This is a genomic window from Streptomyces sp. NPDC030296 (assembly GCF_055572815.1).
Map to the genome: position 1 here is coordinate 287667 of NZ_JBVICQ010000009.1, position 21358 is coordinate 309024.

Consider the following 21358-nt stretch of genomic DNA (forward strand, 5'->3'; position numbering starts at 1 on the left):
TGCCCGGAGGTTACGCTCCGGCGAGCCCGTTAGTGAAGAGGGATTCAAGAAACACTTTCGGGTTCCATGGCCCGGCCGAGGCCCTCGTCCGTCGCGGCGCCGTCCGCGGAGCGGTCCCGGGCGCCCTTCCTGGCGGCCCGTTCCCGGGCTGCGAGGAACGCCGCCATGCGGTCCTGGGCCTCCCGGCCGTCCGCCAGGGCGGCGATCTGCCGCGCCTCCTCGGCGAGCCGGCGCCCCAGGTCCTCCCCGGTCCCCTCGCGCAGCAGGCGCTTCGCGGCACGCAGCGCGTCACCGGCACCGGCGGCGAGGCCGGCCGCGGCCCGGTATGCGGCCGAGTCCAGTTCCTCGTCGTCGACGGACCGGGAGACCAGGCCCCACCGTTCGGCGTCGTCCCCGGTCAGGACCCGGTTGGTGAGGATCAGGTCCGTCGCCCGCCGCGGGCCCACCAGGCGCGGCAGGAACCACGAGGCCCCGCAGTCCGGTGTGAGTCCGACATCGGTGTACGCCAGCCGGAACCGTGCGGACCGCGCCGCCAGGACGATGTCGCCCACGAGAGCGAGGCCGACACCGCCGCCCGCGGCGGCACCGCGCACGGCCGTCACCACGGGCACGGCGAGCTCGTACAGGGTGTGGATCGCGGCGTGCGCGGCGGTCGCCACGGCATGCACGTAGGTGCCCGTCCCCTCGTCGAGCCCTGTGAAGGCCCGCAGGTCACCGCCCACGCAGAAGGTGCCGCCCGTGGAGCGCAGCAGGACCGCGCCGCCGGGGTCCCGTGCCACCCGGGCCGTCGCGTCCCGCAGTGCCTCGGCCATCTCCAGATCCAGGGCGTTGGCCCGCCCGGGCGCGTCCAGTGTCAGCTCGACGACTCCGTCGGGGTGGCGGACCACCCGGACCGGTTCGGTGCTCATTCGGTGCTCAACGGGTGGCTCATGACGCGTCTCCTGTCGTCTTCCCGTCACCGGGGTCTCCCGGCAAGATACTGAAGACGCTATACAGTTTCTAGGACGCGACGGGACCCGATGCCCGTACGCCCGTCGGCGGGAGGTCCCGTGCCCATCCAGTTCGATGTCGATCCCACCGTCGCCCGACTCGCCGCGACCACGTCCGACTTCGTACGCGACGTGGTGATCCCGGCGGAGCGGGCCTGTGGCGGGTCCGTGCACGACGGCCCGGAGGATCTGCGGCAGACCCTGCAGAAGGCCGCCCGTGAGGCCGGTGTCTTCGCTCCCCATGTGCCGACGCGATGGGGAGGGCACGGCCTCGACCTGCGCGGACAGGCGGCGGTCTTCGAAGCCGCGGGCTACTCGCTGCTCGGCCCCCTGGCGCTGAACTGCGCGGCCCCGGACGAGGGGAACACCCACCTGCTGGAGCGGGTGGCCACCGACGACCAGAAGCAGCGCTATCTGCGCCCGCTCGCCGCCGGCGAGACCCGGTCCTGCTTCGCCATGACCGAACCGGCACCGGGTGCCGGCGCCGATCCCCGCGCCCTGCGAACCGTCGCGACCAGGGTTCCCGGAGGATGGCGCATCGACGGGCACAAGTGGTTCATCAGCGGGGCCCGCGGCGCCGGCTTCGCCATCGTCATGGCCCGCACCTCCGGCGATCCCGGCGATCCGGGCGGAGCCACCATGTTCCTGGTCGACGCCGGGACTCCGGGCATGCGCATCGTCCGGGACATCGAGACGCTCGACGAGGGGCTCTTCGCGGGGCACAGCGAGATCGTCTTCGACGGGTGCGTGGTGGGGGACGAGCAGGTGCTCGGCGCGGTCGGGCAGGGCTTCGCCGGTGCCCAGGTGCGGCTCGGCCCCGCGCGGCTGACCCACTGCATGCGCTGGCTGGGAGCCGCGCGCCGCGCCCAGGACGTCGCACTGGAACGGGCGGGCAGCCGCCTCGCGTTCGGCGCCGTCCTCGGCGACCTCGGAATGGTGCAGCAGATGCTGGCCGACTCCGAGATCGACATCGAGGCGAGTCGTGCGCTGATCCTGCGTACGGCCTGGGAGCTGGACACCGGCTCCGCGTCGGCCGCGCAACTCACCTCGGTGTCCAAGACGTTCGTCGCGGAGGCCGTGTACCGGGTGGTCGACCGGGCGGTGCAGATCTGCGGCGCGCTCGGCATCTCGACCGCCGACGCCCCCCTGGCCCGTCTGCTCAGGGAGGTACGGCCGTTCCGTATCTACGACGGCCCCTCGGAGACCCACCGTTTCGCCATCGCGCGCCGCGCGGTGCGCCCCTACCGTCGGCCGGTCTCGACTCCCGCCGAGGCCTGACGGTCGTGCGCCTTCGTGGGCGTGATCGTTGAACGCTGCGTCGAGGGCGAACGTATGGGACGGGGACCGGATCCGGAGCCGTCTCGGCCCCTTGTGATCCGGGAGCCCCGGTCGGAGGGCACGTCGTACCGTTTCGGCCATTCGCGCGCTCGCATATGCCAGGAGACTGGCTGAATCGGCATGGTGACAGAGCGTCAGGAGTGGCGATACTCGAGTGACAGGCGATTGAGCCATGAACAAAGCGGGCCTCCGTGCGCGTCCATGGCGTCACCGTGCGTGACATTCGATGGTCTGACGGGCACGACCAGCAAGTCTGTGAGGCGAGAACGGGTCCGTACGGCGAGCGGGGCCGGGCGGCGGTCGACGGCGGTGCGATCGGGGGAGCTGAGGGTGCACGACGAATTCCTGTGCCATGTCACCGCGTACGGGATGTGCGGCGGACAGCGTGTCGGAGTGCCGCTGGGGACCTACCGTGCCCCCACCCTGGCACTGGCGCTCTGGTGGATGCGCGACCGCGCGTTATGGATCGCCGAACGCCTCGACCCGCGCCCCGAGAACCCGACCTTCCCGCCCAACTCCGTGGTCCCCGTGGCCGACACCGTCCCCGACGTGCCGAGCATGCTGCGCGCCTGGTCCGCCGACGACGTCCAACAGGAACTGGTCGCCGAGGAGTTGGCCGCCGGGAACCTGGTCCGCATCGCCACCAACGACGACACCACCGAGTACGAGCTGCTGGCCGAGTCCGTCGACGCCGTCCGTATGCAGCGGATCGCCCAGCGGATCGCCGCCCCCGCCGCCTGACCTCTCCCCGCGCGACCCGGACCCGGCCCTCGAACGCCCCTGCGGCGCGCGGCCCCCGCCCCCCGAACGGCTCCGCCGTCGATCTACCGGGCGCGCGTATGGGGGCGAATCGGTAGAATTTTCGGCATGGCAGAGCGGTCGATCGCACCGACTGCGCCCGCACTCGTGCTGGAGACCGAGTCGGGCTCCACGGTGATGACCCCGAGCCACGAGTACCACGTCGGACGCGACCCGCTCAGCGAGATCGTGCTCGACGACGACCGCGTCTCGTGGCACCACGCGGTGCTCAGGGCACACGCCGACCACTGGACCATCGAGGACGAGAACAGCACCAACGGCACCTACGCCGACGGACACCGCGTCCGCGAATGGGACGTGGGTCCCGGCACCGTCATCCGCTTCGGCAGCGTCGAGGACGGGCCACGGGCCGTGCTCACCGGACTGGCACCCGTCCGCCCGTCCGGCGTCTTCCAGCCCGCCTCCACCGGCACCTTCCGCCGGCCGACCAGCGTCCGCCCCCTGCCCGCGCGGACCGTCCGCATCGGCCGCGCCGACGACAACGACCTGGTCATCGACGACCTCGTGGTCTCCCGCCGGCACGCCGAACTGCGGGCCCGCCCGGACGGCACGTACGAGATCGCCGACCTCGGCAGCCACAACGGCACCTACCTCAACGGCCGTCCCGTCGACAGCGCGCCGGTCACTGCCGGTGACATCATCGGTATCGGCCACTCCGCGTTCTGCCTGGTCGGGGACGAACTGCAGGAGTACGTCGACACAGGCGAGGTCTCCCTCGACGTGCAGGAGCTGACCGTCGCCGTCGACCGCGGCCGCAAGACCCTGCTCGACAAGGTGGCCTTTCCGGTCGGCGAGAAATGCCTCCTCGCCGTCGTCGGCCCGAGCGGCGCGGGAAAGTCCACCCTCCTCAACGCCCTCACCGGACAGCGTCCCGCCGACAGCGGCACCGTCCTGTACGACGGCCGGGACCTCTACCGCGACTACGCCGAGCTGCGCCAGCGCATCGGCCTCGTCCCACAGGACGACATCCTGCACGCCCAGCTGACCGTCCGCAGGGCCCTCTCCTACGCCGCCGAACTGCGCTTCCCCCAGGACACCGCGAAGGCCGAGCGACAGGCGCGCGTCGACGAGGTGATCCATGAGCTGGGCCTCGAACAGCGTGCCGACCAGCCGATCCACAGCCTTTCCGGCGGCCAGCGCAAGCGCGTCAGCGTCGCCCTGGAACTGCTGACGAAGCCCTCCCTGCTCTTCCTCGACGAACCGACCTCCGGACTCGACCCCGGCATGGACCGCTCCGTGATGCACATGCTGCGCGGTCTCGCCGACGACGGCCGCACGGTCATCGTCGTCACCCACAGCGTCCTCAGCCTCGACGTCTGCGACCGCCTCCTCGTCCTCGCGCCCGGCGGCAAGGTCGCCTACTACGGGCCCCCGGACGACACCCTCGCCTTCTTCGGCTTCACACAGTGGCCCGAGGCCTTCGAGGCGTTCGAACGGGACCAGGACCGGGACTGGGCGGGGGAGTACCGCGACTCGCCCTTCCACCGCCAGTACGTCACCGCGTCCATGAGCCGCCCGTATCTGCCGGAGTCGGCGCCCGTCGACGTGGCACCGCCGCCCAAGCCGCAGAGCTGGGGCGCCCAGCTCGGCACCCTGGTCCGCCGGTACACCGCCGCGCTCAGCGCCGACCGCACCTTCCTCGCCATCATGATCGCGCTGCCGTTCGTGATGGGCGCCATGGCCAGGGCCCTCGCGGGCAGCGAACTGGACCGCGAGACCGCCATGAACGCGCTGCTCATCCTGTGCGTCGGCGGCGTCCTGACCGGCGCGGCCAACGCCGTACGCGAACTGGTCAAGGAACGCGTCATCTACCAGCGGGAACGTGCCGTCGGCCTGTCCAGATCCGCGTATCTGATGTCCAAGGTCGTCGTCCTCGGCACGATCACGGTGCTCCAGGCCGTCGTCCTCACCCTGGTGGCCCTCCTCGGCGTCGACCTCAACGCCCCCGGAGGCGAAGGCGTCCTGCTGCCGCCGCTCGTCGAGATCACCGTGGCCGTGGCCCTGCTCGCCTTCACCGCGATGATGCTCGGCCTGGTCGTCTCCGCGCTCGTCCGCAAGGAAGAGGTCACCATGCCGCTGCTGGTGCTCCTCGCGATCATCCAGGTGGTGTTCTGCGGAGCGCTGCTGGACGTGAAGGGCACGGTCGTCCTCGAACAGCTGGCCTGGCTGGTGCCCTCGCGGTGGGCGTTCGCCGCCATGGCCGGCACCATCGACCTCGAACGGATCGTCCCCGACAAGTCAGACCCGCTGTTCGAGCACTCCGCCGGTGTATGGCTGCTCGACCTGGGGATGCTCGTCGTGCTGTCCCTGGTCTGCGGTTACCTCGTCGCCCGTCTGCTGCGCCGCCGCGAACCCGCGGTGATGCGGAAGTAGCCGCGATGACGACCCCCGGTTTCCTCCCCACGCACGTCGTCCCGCCGGGCGGACTGCCCGCCTGGGAGGCCCCCGACCCCGCACGCCCCACCGTGCCCCTCGACGCGCTGCTCCCGGTCCAGCTCCTGGACCGGCTCGGCGACTGGGGGCAGGTCCTGTGCGCCAACGGCTGGTCCGCCTGGGTCGACGGCCGCCTCCTCGTCGCCGTGCCCCAGGCCCCGCCGGCCGCCGGTACCGGGCCCGCCCGTACGGCCGACCCCCGTCCCCTGCTGGCCCGCGCGGAGGAGGCCCTCGCCCGCTACCGCACCGAGGCGGAGGCCCTCGCGGCCGGACGGCTCGACGGTGGGGCCTTCCGGGACCGGATGAAGGGCCTGCGGATCGGTGTCGTCGTCGACGGCGACTCGCTGTGGCTGTTCGACGCCGCACACGAGCGGTGGGTGTACTGCGACGGCACACGGCTGAGCACGTTCGCCGTCGCCGGGGAACCCCAGGAGGACCCGGCCCCGCCGGCCGCCGCCGCTCCGGCCCCGGCCACGTCTCGGGCCGCCGCCCCGGCTCCGGCCCCGGAACCGAGCAGGAGCCCGGAACCGACCCGTGTGGTGGGGGAGCACGTCCCGGAACCGACCCGCGTCGTGGGGGAGCGCGGACCGGTGGACCCGGCGCCGGAAGAACACGGGCGGGCGGACACCGCCCCGGTGGAGCAGGAGCCGAGGGACACAGCGCCCGGCGCGCGGGAGCGTACGGAGGAACCCCGCCCCCGTCGGCAGGGGCCGAGCGACCACGAACCCACCCGTCTCGTGCGACCGATGACGCCCGATGAGTGAGACGCGACCGTACGCGGGTCGGCCGTCCGACCTGGTCGGGCAGCAGATCGCCGGCTACCGCATCGAGAGCGAGATCGGCCGCGGCGGCATGGCCGTCGTCTACCGGGCCAGGGACCTGCGGCTGGACCGGACCGTCGCGCTGAAACTCCTCGCCCCCGAGCTGGCCCGCAACGACACCTTCCGCCGCCGCTTCACCCATGAGTCACGGGTCGCCGCCGCGATCGACCACCCGCACATCGTGCCGGTCTTCGAGGCGGGCGAGACCGAGGGCGTCCTGTACATCGCGATGCGGTACGTGGCCGGCCGGGACCTGCGCCACCTCCTGGACCGGCAGGGCCCGTTGCCGCTGACGACCGCCACCCGCATCACCGGCCAGGTGGCCTCCGCGCTGGACGCCGCGCACGACCACGGTCTGGTGCACCGGGACGTCAAGCCCGGCAACATCCTGGTCGCGCAGGGCACGGACAGTGACCATCCCGAGCACGTCTACCTCACCGACTTCGGCCTGACGAAGAAGTCGCTGTCGCTGACCGGGTTCACCACCGTCGGCCAGTTCGTGGGGACACTCGACTACGTGGCCCCGGAACAGATCTCCGGCAAGCCCGTCGACGGCCGCTGCGACGTCTACAGCCTCGCCTGCGTCGTCCACGAGACCCTCGCCGGGCGCCCGCCCTTCCAGCGAGACGACGACATGGCGCTGCTCTGGGCCCACCAGTACGACCAGCCGCCGCCGCTGACCGAGCAGCGCCCCGATCTGCCGGCGTCCGTCGACGACGTGCTGGCGAGGGCGCTGGCCAAGAGCCCCGACGACCGCTACGACTCGTGCCTGTCCTTCGTGGCCGCGCTCAGGGTCGCCGGTACGCGGCACGGCACGCCGACCGGGCATCCGCCGACCAGCACCGCGCGGACGCCCACGAGTGGCGCACGCGAACCGCTGCCGGAGCCGCCCGCCTGGGCGAGGCCGGTGTTCATCCAGCCCTGAGGTCGAGCCGCTCCACCCTGGCGACGTTCTCCCGGTCCTCGGTGTCCTGGCTGGCCTCGGCGGCGAACCAGGCGTCGAGGATCTCCCTCAGCAGCGGGGCGGAGGTCAGCCGCAGACCGATCGCCAGGACATTGGCGTCGTTCCAGCGCCGCGCGCCGTCCGCCGTGTAGGCGTCGGTGCACAGGGCGGCCCGCACGCCGGGCACCTTGTTGGCGGCGATCGACGCGCCGGTGCCGGTCCAGCAGCACACGACGGCCTGGTCCGCCGCACCGGAGGCCACCTCCCGCGCGGCCGCCTCCGAGCACGCCGCCCACTGGGGGTCGTCCCCCGGGCGCAGCGCCCCGTGCGGCAGCACGTCGTGGCCGCGGCCGCGCAACTCCTCGACGAGGAGACGGGCCACGGGTTCGTCCATGTCCGAGGAGACGGAGATCCGCATGCCCCGGAGACTACCCGCGTGCGCGCGACAGCGCGCCCGTCGCGCCGGCCCCCGCAACGGGGCCGATGTGGCTCTCCTGGCGCGCCGCTCCCTCCACTCGACGAACGGGGCACCGACCCCCAGCGACGACGCCTGACCTACGAGGTGCCCGCCGAAGCAAACCGGTCATTCGCCTGGCGCGTTGACGCTCTCGGCCGGTGGAACCGGACGACCGGCCTCCGCGACGCGTTAGCATCACGGCATGATCACGGCCTGGTCGACCCGACACACGCGTCGGGCCCGCGTCCCAGCGGGCCCGCTGCCGCGTCTGCTCGGCCTCGCCGTGGTGCTGTTCGCCGTCGTCCTCCTGCACGGCGCCATCGCCGAAAGCGCCGGCGCGCACCTGGTGACCAGTTCGGTGGCCACGGTCACCCCACCGCCCGCGCACCCGCTCGCCGCCACCGACGCACACACGACCGACCCCGGCGCGCACCTGGTCGTCCCGGCGGCCGCCGCACCCGGCGGCGCCCACGAGGGGCGCGGCGACCACGGCACGGGCCACCCGGCCGAGCACTGCGCCTCCGCGCAGCCGAACCAGGGGCCCGCCCTCGCCCAGCCCCGCTGCGCGGCGTCGATCAGTGAGGCGACGGCCCCGGCATGCGCGCCGAGCGCCCGCCGCGTCGGGGCGGCGCGACCGTCCGACCCGTCGTGCCTCACCGTGAGATCGCTGGTGGTCCGGCAGATCTAGGCCCCGGGCTTCCTCCCGCCCGACCGGCTCACCCCCGCGCACCCGCACCCGCATTCACGTCCGCCGCTCGCTCCCTCCTGCCCTGAACAGAGGGCACGCACCGCCGAGCCGACGGACGCCCAAAGGACCCCCAGTGCCCCCACGCACCCGCATGCCCTCGTACGTCCGGCCCTCGCCCACCTCGTACGCGCGGCCCTCGTGCACCCCCATGCCCTCGTACGTCCGTCAGGCGCGGGCCGACTCGCCCTGGCCGAGGTTAGTCGCCGCCCTCGTCCGCGGCTGCCTGCTGATCACGATCGTCCTGTGCGCCTTCGCGCACGGACCGGTCGACGAGCCCCACCGGACGCCGACGCAGCCCTCCACCGTCCTGACGGCGGTGCAGCCGGCCTCCGGCCACGAGACACCGCACGGGCCCCACGACCACCACACGGCCGAGGAGTGCGTACCCGCCGGAGTCCTGCGCGCCCCCGCCCCGCACTCGTCCGACCAGCCGTCCGTGACCGGCACGGCGCCCCCGCTCACCGGAGCCGCCGCGGTCGCCGTGCGCCCGCCGTGGCGAGGGTGCCGTCGCCCCCACCGCCGCCGGCGCGCCCGTACCGGCCGTACGGCCCTCGTCCGTACCTCCAGGTGGCGCATCTAGACCTCTCGCTCGCAGTCGGACCCGCACCGGCTGCCGCGCCGAACCCCACCAACGGCGGACCGGCCGACCGGCCGCATCCGTCCGCCCGTCCGTGGGCCGGCGCGAGACGACCACCCATCCGTCTCATCGTCCAGCGAGAGCGAACGACATGAAGTCGATCACCAAGACGACCACCGGCACGACCACCACACCCGGCACCGGAGGCCCCACGCTCACCACCACCGCACCCGACACGCCCCGCGTCCCCGCCGAGTCCCGTACCCCGTCCGGTGGTTCGGCGCTGCCCGCGCTCGTCGGCAACACGCCCCTCCTGCGCGTGTCCGAACCGCTGACCCCGGCGGGGCACGGCTTCTGGGCCAAGCTGGAGGGCTTCAACCCCGGCGGCATCAAGGACCGGCCCGGCCTCTACATGGTCGAACGGGCGCGTGCCCGCGGCGAGTTGCGTCCCGGCGCACGGATCATCGAATCCACCAGCGGCACCCTCGGCCTCGGACTGGCGCTCGCCGGAATGGTCCACGGCCACCCCGTCACCCTGGTCACCGACCCGGGACTCGAACCGTCCATGACCCGCCTGCTCGGCGTCTACGGCGCCGAGGTCGACATCGTCACCGATCCCCACCCCACCGGCGGCTGGCAGCAGGCCCGCCGCGACCGGGTCACCGAACTGCTCCGGCGCCACCCCGGCTCGTGGTGCCCCGACCAGTACAACAACCCCGACAACACCACCGCGTACACCCCGCTCGCCCTCGAACTCGCCACCGAACTGGGGCACATCGACGTCCTCGTGTGCAGTGTCGGCACCGGCGGCCACTCCGCGGGCATCGGCCGGGTGCTGCGCCAGCTGTACCCGGACATCAGGATCGTCGGCGTCGACACCATCGGCTCGACCATCTTCGGCCAGCCCGCCCGCCCCCGGCTGATGCGCGGACTGGGCTCCAGCATCTACCCCCGCAACGTCGCCTACGCCACCTTCGACGAGGTCCACTGGGTCGCCCCGCACGAGGCCGTGCACACCTGTCGCCGGCTCGCCGCCTCGCACTACGCGACCGGCGGCTGGAGCGTCGGCGCCGTGGCGCTGGTCGCGGGCTGGGTGGCCCGCACCGAGGCCGCCGACACCCGGATCGCGGCGGTCTTCCCCGACGGGCCGCAGCGCTACCTCGACACCGTGTACGACGACGAGTACTGCGCCCGGCACGGCCTCCTCGACGGGCCGCCGCCGACGGCACCCGACGTCATCGGGCGCGCGGACGAGAAGGAGGTCGACCGCTGGACCCGCTGCACCGACGTCGTCGACCCCCTCACCCTCCCCGCCGTGACCCGTGAGGGGGCCGCCGAGTGAAGGGCACCCTCGCCCAGGTGCGGTCCTACGACCGTGCCGTGCAGCTGCTGATGGTCAATCAGTTCACCATCAACCTCGGCTTCTACATGCTGATGCCGTACCTGGCCGCCCACCTGTCCGGCACGCTCGGCCTCGCCGGCTGGGTCGTCGGACTCGTGCTGGGCGTACGGAACTTCAGCCAGCAGGGCATGTTCGTGGTCGGCGGCACCCTCGCCGACCGCCTCGGCTACAAGCCCCTGATCGTCGCCGGATGCGTCCTGCGCACCGTCGGCTTCGCCGCGCTCGGCTTCGTCGACTCGCTGCCCGCGCTGCTGGCCGCCTCGGCGGCGACGGGTCTCGCGGGTGCCCTCTTCAACCCCGCCGTCCGGGCCTACCTCGCGGCGGAGGCGGGGGAGCGCAGGGTCGAGGCGTTCGCCCTGTTCAACGTCTTCTACCAGGCCGGCATACTGCTGGGCCCGCTGGTCGGCATGGTCCTCACCGGCGTCGACTTCCGCGTCACCTGTCTGACGGCGGCGGCCATTTTCGCCGTGCTGTCCGTCGTGCAGATCCGAGCCCTGCCCGCCCGCGGCCGGGAGGACGGCGGGGAACAGGACCGCGACCGCCGGGAGGGCGTGCTCACCCAGTGGCGCGGCATTCTCGCCAACCGGGCCTTCCTGCTGTTCTCCGTGGCCATGGTCGGTTCGTACGTCCTCACGTTCCAGGTCTATCTGGCCCTGCCCCTGGAGGTACGGCGGATCGGCGGGGACGGCGAGTTCGGCACGGCCGCGGTGGCGGTGCTCTTCGCGGTCTCCGGGCTCAGCACGATCCTCGGCCAGACCCGGGTCACCGCATGGTGCAAGGCCCGCTACGAACCGGGCCAGGCCCTGACCCGGGGTCTGGCGGTCATGGGCGTCGCCTTCCTGCCCCTGCTGCTGACCGCCGCTCTGCCGGTACCGGCGCCCGGCGTCGGACGGTGGCTGGCGGCGGCCGTGCCGCCCGCGCTGGCCGCGCTGCTCCTGGCCGTGGGCACGATGATCGCGTACCCGTTCGAGATGGACACCATCGTCCGCCTCTCCGGGGACCGGCTCGTCGCCACGCACTACGGTCTGTACAACACGGTCTGCGGGATCGGCATCACGGTCGGCAACCTCCTCACCGGTGCCGCCCTGGACGCGGCCCGCGAGGCGGGTCTGCCCGCGCTGCCGTGGATCTCGCTGTGCGTGCTCGGCCTCGCCTGCGCGGCCGCCGTGCACGGCCTGCACCGCACGGGACGCCTGGCCGCACCGGCACCGGAACCGTCCCGGCCGGCGACGGTCTGACCGACACCCACGTCTGACAACGAGGGGCGGGCGCCCCACGGCGCCCGCCCCTTCCCTTTCCGCCTCATACGAGTTCCCCGTCCGCCCTACCAGTTCCCCCTCCGCGTCACGCGAGCTCGTCGACCGCTCCCCTCCGCCGGACGCCCTTCGCCAGCAGCCCGCCCGCGAAACCCGTCACCAGCCCCCACAGGGCGGCGAGTCCCAGCGCGGACCACACCTGCGGCCGTAGATACACCTCTCCGCCCAGGTCGCCGCCGAGGTCGCCGATGCCGATGACCGACAGCCCGTAGTGGGCGAAGACCCTGGCGACGAGACAGATCATCAGGACGGTGAGGACGAGGGCGACCGCCATGTGCACCGCGTGCTGCCACAGCCGGACCCGCGCGGGGGAGCGGGCCGCCATCACGAACGCGGCGACCAGCAGCAGCACGGCGTCGACCACCACCAGCCACCACACCCGTTCGTCGTACTCGGCGAGGGAGCCGAGGTTCAGCTCGGAGACGTCGGGACCGCGCAGCACCTGGTCCAGCACCTGCGGCATCGGCAGCCCGAAGGGTCCCTCGACCTGCCCGTCCCAGGTGGCGCCCAGCCCGATCGTGAAGGTCAGCCACACGATGTTCGGCAGACCCAGCAGGATGACCGCGGCCGTCTCGGCGGCATGCCCCCGTGTCGCGGCCACCACGATCCCGATGACGACGCCGAGTGCCACGTACGCCAGCAGCAGCACCACCATGGCGTACGCCGCCGGGCGCACCGACTCCTGGAACCGCAGCAGCCGCGGTGGGAGCGGGGCCGCACGGGAGACCAGCAGCGCCAGCACGAGGATCCCGGCGAGCCACAGCAGCCCGAAGAAGACGGTGGACGCGATGTCCGTCTCGAAGCCCACGTCGGCCGACGTGCCGAAGAAGTCCCCCACGTCGCCGAGGGGGATGTCGAACGTCTGCCGCGCGCCGAGCGAGACACCGATGAGCGCCGCGAGCCACAGCACGGCGATCCGTACGGCCCAGCCGGCGAGTTCGGTCGCCCCCGCGACCGCGCGGTGCCGCAGCGGCCGCAGGAACCCCGCGGCGATCACCAGCGCCCCCGCGAGGGTCACCGACAGCGGGAGCACGGTCAGTCCGGCCTGCGTCTCGGCGATGGCCCCGGCGCCGCCGGAGAGCTCGATGGTGCCGCCGACCGCCGTCACCACGGTGGCCGCGACCACTCGCGGGAACGCGCCGTCCGGCAGGTCCGTCGCGCCCGCCGCCCACAGACCGAGCGCGGCCACCACCACCATCACGACCAGCCCGGCGAGGACCGTGCCGAGGGCCTGGAGCCAGCCGTGCCGGGCGGTCGCCCGCTCGGGCACCGTCCGCGGAGAACGCAAGGTCTGAGGACTCACCCTTGCCACGCTAAGCACGGCGAGGTCACTCCGCGCGCCGGACGGACGGTGACCGCTCGGCTTGCGGGCAGAGCCGGACCAGAGCACACAATGGGCCTGTCGTGCAACAAAGCGGCATCAAAAGACAGAAAAGCCGCGGAATCCCTACGGCGGGAGAAGACCCGTGAGCGCCGAACAACCCTCCTCCGGCCGCCCGACCGGCCCCCCCTCCGGCCCCCTGTCCGGGCCGCCGCAGCCCGGCCCGCCCTCCACCGGGCCGACGTGGCCCGGCGGTCAGGTGCCACCGGAACGTCCCGGCGATGCCTCGGGCGCCGGCGGAACCGGTGGCGGTCCGGGCGGGACCGGTGGCGGCGGCCCAGGGGGACCGGGTGGTCCCGGCGGCCCGGGCGGGGGCTCGGGCGACTCCGTACCGGGACCCGGCCAACGGGGGCACCCCTGGTGGCGGTCCGCTCCCCGCATCGCCCTCATCGCCACCGCGGCCGTCGTCGCCGTGGTCCTGGCCGTCGTCCTCACCCGCACCGGCGGCTCCGGCGGCGACGGCGACGGAGAGGTCTTCCTCCAGGCCGCGGGCAAGTCGGGACCCGACCCGTTCACCAAGTCGACGGCGACCGACAGCTCCGTCCCGCAGAGCCCCTCGGCCTCACCGACCCCGTCGGAGCCCGCCAACGTCACCCGCGCCGTGGACGGGTCGGCCCCCGGCCTCTACGGCGGCACCCGCAACACCGCCAGCTGCGACGTCGAGAAGCAGATCGAGTACCTCCAGGCGGTACCCGCCAAGAACGAGGCGTTCGCCGCCGTCGCCGGCGTCCAGGCGTCCGGCGTGCCCGGCTACCTGCGCTCGCTCACCCCCGTGCAGCTGCGCATGGACACCCGCGTCACCAACCACGGCTACCGCGACGGCGCCGCCACCGCCTACCAGGCCGTCCTCCAGGCGGGCACCGCCGTCCTCGTCGACAACCGGGGCGTGCCCCGCGTGCGCTGCGCCTGCGGCAACCCGCTGCGCCCGCCGGTCGCGCTGAAGACCACCCCCGAGCCCAAGGGCGACACCTGGCCGTCGTACCGGCCGCAGAACGTCGTGGTCGTCGAGAGCTCGACCGTGGTCATCAACGTGTTCATCCTGTACGACCCCGAGCGCGACGACTGGTTCAGCCGCCAGTCCGGCGACACCGGCGACAAGGACAAGAAGTCCAACCCGCCGGTCGACCAGCCGTCCCCCTCGGCGTCGACCTCGTTCTCCGAGACACCGCCGACCAAGTCGCCCGAACCGTGCCCGTCCACGTCGACCGGCGGCAAGCGCGACGGGACCGCCAGCCCCTGCCCGTCGTCGTCCTCGGCGAGCCCGTCCTCGTCGGCTCCGTCGTCCCCGTCGGAACCGGAGAGCTCGACCTCCGCACCTCCGCAGCCCCAGCCGCAGACCCCCGAGACGGACAACACCCCACCGGACGGCGGCACGACGAGCGAGTCCGCGCCCCTCTTCAGCGCGCCCCAGTCGAACGGCACCTGACCGGTCCCGGTCTCCCGTGACCGCGCGGGAGGCCCACCCGGGGACGCGACCCCTGACGCTCACTCGTCGATCGCGGCCCCGAACTGCGCGTCCACGTGCGGCGCCCCGAGGGAACCGGCGTCGTACGTCCACGACCCGGAGGCCGTGACGCCGCCCGTACCCGCGGAGAACACCCAGATGTGACCGTCGCCGGTGTTCTCACCGGGGGCGGCGGTCAGCAGCCCGAAGCGGCCGTCGCGGTTCGGGTCGGTCAGCCGCACCTGGGCGCCCCACTTGTCGCCCTTCTCGGCGGCCCCCGGCACATCAGCCGAGTTCTGGTCCCACGACTTCGCCCCGGACGAGGTCAGCCCGGACGCCGAGCCGCGCAGCACCCACACGGCGCCCGCGTCCTTCACGGTGCCGATGTCCTCGCCCGCCGCACCGATCGCCACGTCCGCGTAGCCGTCGCCGTCGGTGTCCGCCACCGACAGGTCCGAGCCCCAGCCGTCACCGGGCTCCGCCACACCGGGCACACCGGGGGAGTCCTGCACCCACCAGTCCGGCTCCTCCGCGGGCCCGTCGGGACCGCCGAGCCGCACCCCCACCAGACCGCCGGCCATCGTCTCGCCGTACGCGTCGTCCGGGGAGTGCGGTTCGCCGGTGACCAGGTCGTCGTAACCGTCCTTGTTGAGGTCGCCGGAGGCCGCCACCGGGCCGCCGCGCAGGTCACGCTCGTACGTCAGACCGTCGGCGTTCCCCGACAGATAGGCGGACCAGCCGTACCCCGGTTCGTCACCCACGCTCAGGCCCGACACGACGAGGTCGGCGAAGCCGTTCTTGTCGTAGTCTCCGGTGGTCAGGGACTTGGGCTGGATACGGCGGGGCTCGGCCTGCGCGGCGATCCGCTGCGTGGACTCCCGGCGCAGGGAGCTCGCCTCCGAGGCGTCGTACGCGAAGAGTTCCACGTCGTACCCGTCCAGGACGGCGAGGAGGTCGCCGTCGGTCTCAGCCGTGAACCGGGCCGCGGCCAGGCCCAGACCGAACCGCTCACCGGCGGTGGGCTCCTCGGTCTCCAGCCAACTGCTCGCGGCGCCGCTGAGCCCCGCCTTCGCCCCCCACAGGACGGCCACACCGCCCGCGTCCTTCACTGTGCCGAGGTCCTCGCCGGGAATGCCGACGATCGCGTCGTCGAACCCGTCGCCGTCGAGGTCACCGGTCGTGACCGCCTTGCCGAAGCCGTCGCCCGCCTCGGCGGCGCCCGCGACCCCCGCCGTCGACTGGCTGAACACGGCCGCACCGCTCGTGCCGATGCCCTTGGCCGAGCCGTACTGCACGGTCACCAGCCCGGCCCCGCTCTTGCCGCGGACGGTGGCGCCCGGCGCGCCGACCAGCACGTCCTCGTACCCGTCACCGTTGAAGTCGCTGTTGCGGTCGCCGGCCTGCGTACTGCCCGGCACCCCGGCGTACGCCGACGGGGCGGCGACGATCGCGGCCCCCGAGACGAGCAGGAATGTCGCCGCCGCGAGAGCGGCCGAACGGTTCTTGCGCATGTGCGGCTCCCTGGAAGAAGAAACGGCCGGGCAGCGCGGGGGTGTCCGGAAAGGGCCCGTTCCTTGTCCGGCGCCCTGTTTGACACGTCGTGGGGCGCGAGGGTTGTACGGCGCCGACGGGCCCGTCCGGGACGGGGCGTCGAGGGCCGAGGCCGGCGCGTCGGGATCTCGCCGGGCACACGACCCGATTTCCCTGAGGGCGGAACTCCGCGCCCTTCCGGTCCCGTTCAGGACTCCTAGGCTGGACGGGTGAGCCAACACGCGTCGAACGAAGCCCGCGTCATCCCGCTGCGCCCGGCGACGGCACCCACGGCCCGCCCGCCCCAGCAGCAACGGACCGTCCCGGCCCCCGGCCCCGCCCCGACACCGAGCGCCGCCCCCGGCACCCCGCCCGTGCGGGAACCCCTGTGGCGGGACCTCGTCGGCGACGTGCTCCGGCGCGAGCGGCGCGCCCAGGAACGCACCCTGAAGGACGTGGCCGACGCCGCACGGATCTCCATGCCGTACCTCTCTGAGGTGGAGCGCGGCCGCAAGGAGGCGTCCTCCGAGGTCCTCGCGGCCGCCGCCCAGGCCCTCGGCCTGAGCCTCGGCGACCTGCTGTCCCTGGCCGGGGACGAACTGACGCGCCGTACGACCACCTCCCTGAGGCGCCGTACACCCACGTCGGTGACACGCCGCACCTCCACGTCCTCGACGCGCCGCGCGACGACGACCGGCTCCCCGCACAACGGCCTCTGCCTGGTGGCCTGAAGGCGCCCCCCCCGCCCCCGCCCCCGCCCCGCGCCCCCGCTCCCGCGCTCCTCGGGCGCGCGGGCAGTCACGCCGACGATGACCCTTCCGGTCGCCCCTCACACCCCCCGTCGACGCAGCACCTCGTCCGCCAGCCCGTACGCCACCGCCTCCGCCGCCGTGAACACCTTGTCGCGGTCCATGTCGGCCCGCAGGTCCGCCACGTCATGGTGGGTGTGCCGGGCCAGCACCTCCTCGACCTGGGCGCGGATCCGCGTCATCTCCTTGGCCTGGAGGGCGAGGTCCGACACCGTTCCGCGGCTGCCCCCGCTGGCCGGCTGCCCCAGCAGCACGCGCGCGTGCTCCAGCACATACCGCCGCCCCGGATCCCCGCCCGCGAGCAGCACCGCGGCTGTGGACGCCGCCTGCCCCACGCAGACCGTCGAGATCGGCGCCCGCACGAACGACATCGTGTCGTAGATCGCCATCAGCGAAGTGAACGAGCCGCCCGGCGAGTTGATGTAGATCGCGACCTCGCTCTCCGGCGCCGACGACTCCAGATGCAGCAGCTGCGCGATGACGACGTTCGCCACCCCGTCGTCGATCTCCGTGCCCAGGAAGATGATCCGCTCCGACAGCAGTCGGCTGTACACGTCGTACGACCGCTCGCCCTGCGGGGTCCGCTCCACCACGTTCGGAATCGTGTAGGTCACCATCACTGCAGTCCCATCCGTCGCCGGGACGAGGCCGGGCGGACGTCGTCGAGCGACTCGACGACCCGGTCGACCATCCCGTACTCCCTCGCCTGCTCGGCCGTGAACCAGCGGTCCCGGTCGCCGTCCCTGGCGATCGTCTCCGGGGTCTGGCCGGTGTGCTCCGCGGTGATCCGCTCGATGGCCCGCTTGGTGAACTCCAGGTTCTCCGCCTGGATCTCGATGTCGGCGGCGGTGCCCCCGATGCCCGCCGACGGCTGGTGCATCATGATCCGCGCGTTGGGCAGCGCGAACCGCTTGCCGGGCGTGCCCACCGTCAGCAGGAACTGGCCCATGCTCGCCGCGAAGCCCATGACGAGGGTCGACACGTCGTTCGGGATCAGCCGCATCGTGTCGTAGATGGCGAGCCCCGCCGTCACCGAACCGCCGGGACTGTTGATGTGCAGGCTTATGTCGGTGCGCGGGTCCTCCGCCGACAGCAGCAGCAACTGCGCGCAGACCCGGTTGGCGGAGACCTCGTCGACCTGGGTGCCGAGGAACACGATCCGCTGCGCGAGCAATTGCGCGGCGAGATGGTCGTCGAAGCGGGAGGGCGGGGTGTCGCCCTCCTCCGCGCGCGGGGCGAGCGACAGGGCCCGACCGGTGATCAGGGGAGCCATGCATCCTCCAGGTGAGTGGCGCGGCCACTGTGGCCGCCTGCCTCCACTCTTCCCGGAGACCGCCTCCCACCTGGACTTTCTCTGCCCGCGGCAGATTCGCCGACAGCAGAGCCGCACCGGTTTCGAGACGCGCCGCGCGATGCGTGCCCGCGCCGCCGATGAGTTTCCGCATCAGGATCGGTCGACAGGGGTGACGACACATCCCGCCCGAGGAGGCACACATGTCCAGCGACGGTTTCACCACCTGTCTGTGGTTCGACGGCCAGGCCGAGGAAGCGGCCGCCCACTACGTCTCGATCTTCAAGAACTCCCGGCTGGGCCGGGTCACCCACGCCCCCGAGGGCGCGCCGCTCCCGGCCGGCAGTGTCCTCGCCGTCGAGTTCGTGGCCAACGGTCAGCGGTTCCTCGCCCTGAACGGCGGCCCCATGTACAAGTTCACCGAGGCCATCTCCTTCCAGATCTTCTGCGCGGACCAGGACGAGGTCGACCACTACTGGAGCAAGCTGACCGAGGGCGGCGGCGAGCCGGGTCCCTGCGGATGGCTCAAGGACAGGTTCGGGGTGTCCTGGCAGGTGATCCCCAGCCGGCTCATGGAGATGATCAGCGACCCCGATCCGCAGCGGGCGTCCCGGGCGAACGCGGCGATGCTGTCGATGGGCAAGCTGGACATCGCCGCCCTGGAGAAGGCGTACGCGGGCGAGTAGCGACCGGCGCCTGAGCGGCCGACCCGCCCGAGCGGCGGACCCGCCTGGGTCCGGACCAACCCGGGTCCGGACCAGCCGGCGGCCGGGCTAGGACCGCGCCTCGGCGATGGCCCGGGTGATCTCCCGGGCCATGCGCGTGACCCCGGGTGAGCGCACCGGACACGGCCGCGGCTTCGACGTCGTCGGGGCCAGGCAGAAGTGCAGCAGGTCCTTGTCGTGGTGGACGGCCGTGCGGCCCCGGTCCGGCTGGGTGCAGTAGCCGTCGTGCGCGCGCTCGTAGGCGGTGCACGGCAGGTACTGCGCCCATGTGTACCGCCCGGACGGCGGGCTCACGGCCTTGCCCGCGTCGGCGACGAGGTCACCGGAGGCCCGGGCCTGCTTCTCGTAGAGCGCGTTCACCCGGCGGACCCGGTCCGGGGTCATCGGGTCCGGCCCCTGGAGCACCCACACGATGGTCGGCCGACGCGTGCCGCCCGCCCCCGCGATCTGGTCGGTGAGGCGCTCGGCCGCGGCCGCGTACCGGGAGAAGTACTCGGCGCGGTCCCCGCCGTAGGTGACGCCGTCCATGCACGGCGTGTAGTCCCACGCGTTGCCCCAGAACTGCAGCACCACGTAGTCCGGGCGCAGCCGTCGCACCAGCGCCGCCGCCTTGTCCGCGGCCGGCACGAGCGACCGGTCGGCGGTGCCCTCCAGGTAGTCGCACAGCGTCGTACCGGAGTAGGGGACGGCCGTGTACCGGGCGTCCAGTTCGTCCTTCAGCATCTCGCCGAGGATCTTCTGGTTCTCCGTGGCGATCGAGTCCCCGAGGTACAGCACCTCGGGCGCGGGCCCCGCGGCGGGCGTGCCCGGGGAGGCGGTGGCCGCCCGCTGCCGTGTGGTCGTCGACGCGTCCGGGGCCGAGGGCGCCGGGGGCGCCTCGTCCGGGGGCGACTGCGGATCCCCGCACCCGCCGAGCAGCAGCGCGGACAGCACCGCCCCCGCCACTCCCACCTTCCACGGCTTGCGCATGCGCGACTCCCGCCCCGGCCACCGAAACGGCTCACCAGGCAAGCACAGCCCGGCACAAGGCGGAAGCCCTTCACCGGCCACGAGGGCGTCCGGACCGACCGGACGCCCCCCGGACGCTCACCTCACGGCGTCATACCGCCCGAGCACGCGGCACCCGGTTCCGGCGTCTGCTCGCCCTGCACGTACTTGTCGAGGAACTTCTGCACCCGCGGATCGGACGCCTTGTCCACCTTCAGCTGGTGCTCCCAGGCGCTCAGCACGATCGGCGACGACTGGTCCGCGTACGGGCTCATGAAGGTGTACGACGTCTTCTTCACGAGGTCGGACAGCGACTCGACGTCCGCCTTCGCCGCCTTGTCGTTGTACGTCACCCACACCGCGCCGTGCTCCAGCCCGTGCACCGCGTTCTCGTTCGGCACGGGCTTGGTGTACACCTGCTTGTCGCAGTTCACCCACACCTGGTTGTGGTCACCGCCCACCGGCGGGCTCATCTTGTAGTCGACCGTCCCGTTGACGTGGTTCTGGGTGAGCTTCGACCAGCTCTTGACGCCGTCGACCGGCGCGGCCTTCGCCTCTTCCTTGTCCTGCGCGGCGTCGATCAGGAACCAGCCGCCGCCGACGAGCCCGGCGAGGATCACCGTGGTGACGCCGAGCGTGAGCAGACGCATCCGCCGCTCCCGGGCCTGCTCGGCCTTGCGTATCTCCTCGACGCGGGCGCGGCGCGCCGCCTCCCTGCTCTTGCCGCTCTCCTTGTTGCCCTTGGGGTTCTTGCCGGCCTTCGCCTTCGATGTAGCCACGGGATGTCCCTCTCCCCGCCGTGCCCTCCCCGGGCAGGCGGTGCTGCGAGTCGTCTTCGGTGTCTCGGGTGCGGTGCGGCGGCCTAGACCCGGAGCAACTGCAGGACGTGGAGGTCGGGCGGGCGGGCCCGGCCGGGCGCCCGGACCGGGTCGAGCGCCGACACGGCGGGCCCGGCGGCGGCCTGCCAGGGCACGGTGCTGTGGTCGGCGCCCGGCAGGGGCGCGTGGCCGAGAACGGCCCACGGGTCGGACGAGTGGCAGTCGTGTCCGGGACCCTCTTCGCACGGGTCGTGCTCCGCGTGGTCGGCCCGCGCCGCCACGACGGACGCTGCGGCCGTCGCCGCGCCGGAGAACACCGGCCCGGTGAACGGGGGACCGGCCCTCCGCCACTCCTCACCGGGAGGCGAGCCCACACAGGACAGCACGAACGCGGCCAGCGCCAGCGAGACGACGACCACGGCGTACGCCCACCGGTCGCGGGCGCACGGCATCGCCGTACGTCGGAACGGTCGGCCGGACATGGGGCGCACCTGAGGAGTCGAGTGAACAGGAGTGCGAGCGTCGCCGAA

At 73.0% G+C, this 21358-nt stretch carries 21 protein-coding genes; 12 read left to right on the forward strand and 9 right to left on the reverse strand.

From position 1 onward, the window contains the following. Positions 1–44 precede the first annotated feature (44 nt). Positions 45–908 carry an enoyl-CoA hydratase/isomerase family protein gene (locus ACZ4Z3_RS26485; RefSeq protein WP_468503340.1) on the reverse strand — a complete coding sequence of 288 codons (864 nt, stop codon included), beginning with the start codon at positions 906–908 and terminating at the stop codon, positions 45–47. 141 nt (positions 909–1049) lie between these two features. Here ACZ4Z3_RS26485 and ACZ4Z3_RS26490 point away from each other — a divergent pair, with 141 nt between their 5' ends. The 5 genes from ACZ4Z3_RS26490 to ACZ4Z3_RS26510 all read left to right on the forward strand — a co-directional run bounded on the left by ACZ4Z3_RS26490 (position 1050) and on the right by ACZ4Z3_RS26510 (position 7325). Beyond that, positions 1050–2267 (forward strand): acyl-CoA dehydrogenase family protein, encoded by a 1218-nt coding sequence (locus tag ACZ4Z3_RS26490; RefSeq protein WP_468503341.1) that lies wholly within the window; start codon positions 1050–1052, stop codon positions 2265–2267. 390 nt (positions 2268–2657) lie between these two features. After that, positions 2658–3068 (forward strand): hypothetical protein, encoded by a 411-nt coding sequence (locus ACZ4Z3_RS26495; RefSeq protein WP_055537356.1) that lies wholly within the window; start codon positions 2658–2660, stop codon positions 3066–3068. Positions 3069–3194: 126 nt separating this feature from the next. Then, the gene (locus tag ACZ4Z3_RS26500) at positions 3195–5519 is read left to right on the forward strand and encodes an FHA domain-containing protein (protein ID WP_468503342.1); all 2325 of its coding nucleotides are present in this window, start codon (positions 3195–3197) and stop codon (positions 5517–5519) included. 5 nt (positions 5520–5524) lie between these two features. Beyond that, positions 5525–6343: an SH3 domain-containing protein gene (locus tag ACZ4Z3_RS26505; RefSeq protein WP_468503343.1), complete on the forward strand. Its 819-nt coding sequence runs from the start codon at positions 5525–5527 to the stop codon at positions 6341–6343. Beyond that, entirely contained in the window at positions 6336–7325 is a 990-nt protein-coding gene (locus ACZ4Z3_RS26510) for a serine/threonine-protein kinase (protein WP_468503344.1), read from the forward strand. The genes ACZ4Z3_RS26505 and ACZ4Z3_RS26510 overlap by 8 nt, the downstream gene beginning before the upstream one ends. Here the strand turns inward: ACZ4Z3_RS26510 and ACZ4Z3_RS26515 are convergent. Beyond that, a complete protein-coding gene (locus tag ACZ4Z3_RS26515) occupies positions 7312–7761 on the reverse strand; it encodes an RpiB/LacA/LacB family sugar-phosphate isomerase (RefSeq protein WP_107463659.1) in 450 nt (149 codons plus the stop codon). The genes ACZ4Z3_RS26510 and ACZ4Z3_RS26515 overlap by 14 nt on opposite strands. 241 nt (positions 7762–8002) lie before the next feature. Here ACZ4Z3_RS26515 and ACZ4Z3_RS26520 point away from each other — a divergent pair, with 241 nt between their 5' ends. The 4 genes from ACZ4Z3_RS26520 (at position 8003) to ACZ4Z3_RS26535 (ending at position 11765) form a co-directional block, all read left to right on the forward strand. Further along, a complete protein-coding gene (locus ACZ4Z3_RS26520) occupies positions 8003–8488 on the forward strand; it encodes a hypothetical protein (RefSeq protein ID WP_468503345.1) in 486 nt (161 codons plus the stop codon). Between the two features lie 376 nt (positions 8489–8864). Continuing rightward, positions 8865–9128 carry a hypothetical protein gene (locus tag ACZ4Z3_RS26525; RefSeq protein WP_468503346.1) on the forward strand — a complete coding sequence of 88 codons (264 nt, stop codon included), beginning with the start codon at positions 8865–8867 and terminating at the stop codon, positions 9126–9128. A 148-nt stretch (positions 9129–9276) separates the two neighbouring features. Next, positions 9277–10467, forward strand: coding sequence for a PLP-dependent cysteine synthase family protein (locus tag ACZ4Z3_RS26530; RefSeq protein ID WP_468503347.1), 1191 nt, complete (start codon positions 9277–9279; stop codon positions 10465–10467). After that, entirely contained in the window at positions 10464–11765 is a 1302-nt protein-coding gene (locus ACZ4Z3_RS26535) for an MFS transporter (RefSeq protein ID WP_468503348.1), read from the forward strand. Before ACZ4Z3_RS26530 ends, ACZ4Z3_RS26535 begins: the two co-directional genes overlap by 4 nt. Before the next feature lie 106 nt (positions 11766–11871). Here ACZ4Z3_RS26535 and ACZ4Z3_RS26540 read toward each other — a convergent pair whose 3' ends face one another. Continuing rightward, entirely contained in the window at positions 11872–13146 is a 1275-nt protein-coding gene (locus ACZ4Z3_RS26540; protein ID WP_468503349.1) for a streptophobe family protein, read from the reverse strand. Between the two features lie 163 nt (positions 13147–13309). On the opposite strand from ACZ4Z3_RS26540, the gene ACZ4Z3_RS26545 reads away from it, so the two are divergent. Then, the gene (locus ACZ4Z3_RS26545) at positions 13310–14650 is read left to right on the forward strand and encodes a DUF6777 domain-containing protein (protein WP_468503350.1); all 1341 of its coding nucleotides are present in this window, start codon (positions 13310–13312) and stop codon (positions 14648–14650) included. A gap of 59 nt (positions 14651–14709) precedes the next feature. Here ACZ4Z3_RS26545 and ACZ4Z3_RS26550 read toward each other — a convergent pair whose 3' ends face one another. Next, a complete protein-coding gene (locus tag ACZ4Z3_RS26550) occupies positions 14710–16179 on the reverse strand; it encodes an esterase (RefSeq protein ID WP_468503351.1) in 1470 nt (489 codons plus the stop codon). 249 nt (positions 16180–16428) lie between these two features. Here ACZ4Z3_RS26550 and ACZ4Z3_RS26555 point away from each other — a divergent pair, with 249 nt between their 5' ends. Beyond that, entirely contained in the window at positions 16429–16929 is a 501-nt protein-coding gene (locus ACZ4Z3_RS26555; RefSeq protein ID WP_468503352.1) for a helix-turn-helix domain-containing protein, read from the forward strand. A gap of 98 nt (positions 16930–17027) precedes the next feature. Here the strand turns inward: ACZ4Z3_RS26555 and ACZ4Z3_RS26560 are convergent, their stop codons facing one another. Further along, positions 17028–17624, reverse strand: a complete 597-nt coding sequence (locus tag ACZ4Z3_RS26560; protein ID WP_468503353.1) for a ClpP family protease — start codon at positions 17622–17624, stop codon at positions 17028–17030. After that, positions 17624–18280, reverse strand: coding sequence for an ATP-dependent Clp protease proteolytic subunit (locus ACZ4Z3_RS26565; RefSeq protein ID WP_468503354.1), 657 nt, complete (start codon positions 18278–18280; stop codon positions 17624–17626). Before ACZ4Z3_RS26565 ends, ACZ4Z3_RS26560 begins: the two co-directional genes overlap by 1 nt. A gap of 221 nt (positions 18281–18501) precedes the next feature. On the opposite strand from ACZ4Z3_RS26565, the gene ACZ4Z3_RS26570 reads away from it, so the two are divergent. Further along, positions 18502–18984, forward strand: coding sequence for a VOC family protein (locus ACZ4Z3_RS26570; RefSeq protein ID WP_468503355.1), 483 nt, complete (start codon positions 18502–18504; stop codon positions 18982–18984). Positions 18985–19071: 87 nt separating this feature from the next. Here the strand turns inward: ACZ4Z3_RS26570 and ACZ4Z3_RS26575 are convergent, their stop codons facing one another. From ACZ4Z3_RS26575 to ACZ4Z3_RS26585, 3 genes are all read right to left on the reverse strand, one after another. Continuing rightward, the gene (locus ACZ4Z3_RS26575) at positions 19072–19992 is read right to left on the reverse strand and encodes an SGNH/GDSL hydrolase family protein (RefSeq protein WP_468503356.1); all 921 of its coding nucleotides are present in this window, start codon (positions 19990–19992) and stop codon (positions 19072–19074) included. 122 nt (positions 19993–20114) lie between these two features. Continuing rightward, positions 20115–20789, reverse strand: coding sequence for a DUF3105 domain-containing protein (locus ACZ4Z3_RS26580; protein ID WP_468503357.1), 675 nt, complete (start codon positions 20787–20789; stop codon positions 20115–20117). Positions 20790–20872: 83 nt separating this feature from the next. Next, the gene (locus ACZ4Z3_RS26585; protein WP_468503358.1) at positions 20873–21310 is read right to left on the reverse strand and encodes a hypothetical protein; all 438 of its coding nucleotides are present in this window, start codon (positions 21308–21310) and stop codon (positions 20873–20875) included. Positions 21311–21358: the final 48 nt, after the last annotated feature.

Bases quoted from the DNA above. Each gene is read 5' to 3' on its own strand.
- ACZ4Z3_RS26500 (WP_468503342.1), top strand. From the start codon at position 3,195: ATGGCAGAGCGGTCGATCGCACCGACTGCGCCCGCACTCGTGCTGGAG.
- ACZ4Z3_RS26575 (WP_468503356.1), bottom strand. From the start codon at position 19,992: ATGCGCAAGCCGTGGAAGGTGGGAGTGGCGGGGGCGGTGCTGTCCGCG.
- ACZ4Z3_RS26505 (WP_468503343.1), top strand. From the start codon at position 5,525: ATGACGACCCCCGGTTTCCTCCCCACGCACGTCGTCCCGCCGGGCGGA.
- ACZ4Z3_RS26570 (WP_468503355.1), top strand. From the start codon at position 18,502: ATGTCCAGCGACGGTTTCACCACCTGTCTGTGGTTCGACGGCCAGGCC.
- ACZ4Z3_RS26530 (WP_468503347.1), top strand. From the start codon at position 9,277: ATGAAGTCGATCACCAAGACGACCACCGGCACGACCACCACACCCGGC.
- ACZ4Z3_RS26585 (WP_468503358.1), bottom strand. From the start codon at position 21,310: ATGTCCGGCCGACCGTTCCGACGTACGGCGATGCCGTGCGCCCGCGAC.
- ACZ4Z3_RS26565 (WP_468503354.1), bottom strand. From the start codon at position 18,280: ATGGCTCCCCTGATCACCGGTCGGGCCCTGTCGCTCGCCCCGCGCGCG.
- ACZ4Z3_RS26485 (WP_468503340.1), bottom strand. From the start codon at position 908: ATGAGCACCGAACCGGTCCGGGTGGTCCGCCACCCCGACGGAGTCGTC.
- ACZ4Z3_RS26515 (WP_107463659.1), bottom strand. From the start codon at position 7,761: ATGCGGATCTCCGTCTCCTCGGACATGGACGAACCCGTGGCCCGTCTC.
- ACZ4Z3_RS26550 (WP_468503351.1), bottom strand. From the start codon at position 16,179: ATGCGCAAGAACCGTTCGGCCGCTCTCGCGGCGGCGACATTCCTGCTC.
- ACZ4Z3_RS26560 (WP_468503353.1), bottom strand. From the start codon at position 17,624: ATGGTGACCTACACGATTCCGAACGTGGTGGAGCGGACCCCGCAGGGC.
- ACZ4Z3_RS26510 (WP_468503344.1), top strand. From the start codon at position 6,336: ATGAGTGAGACGCGACCGTACGCGGGTCGGCCGTCCGACCTGGTCGGG.
- ACZ4Z3_RS26520 (WP_468503345.1), top strand. From the start codon at position 8,003: ATGATCACGGCCTGGTCGACCCGACACACGCGTCGGGCCCGCGTCCCA.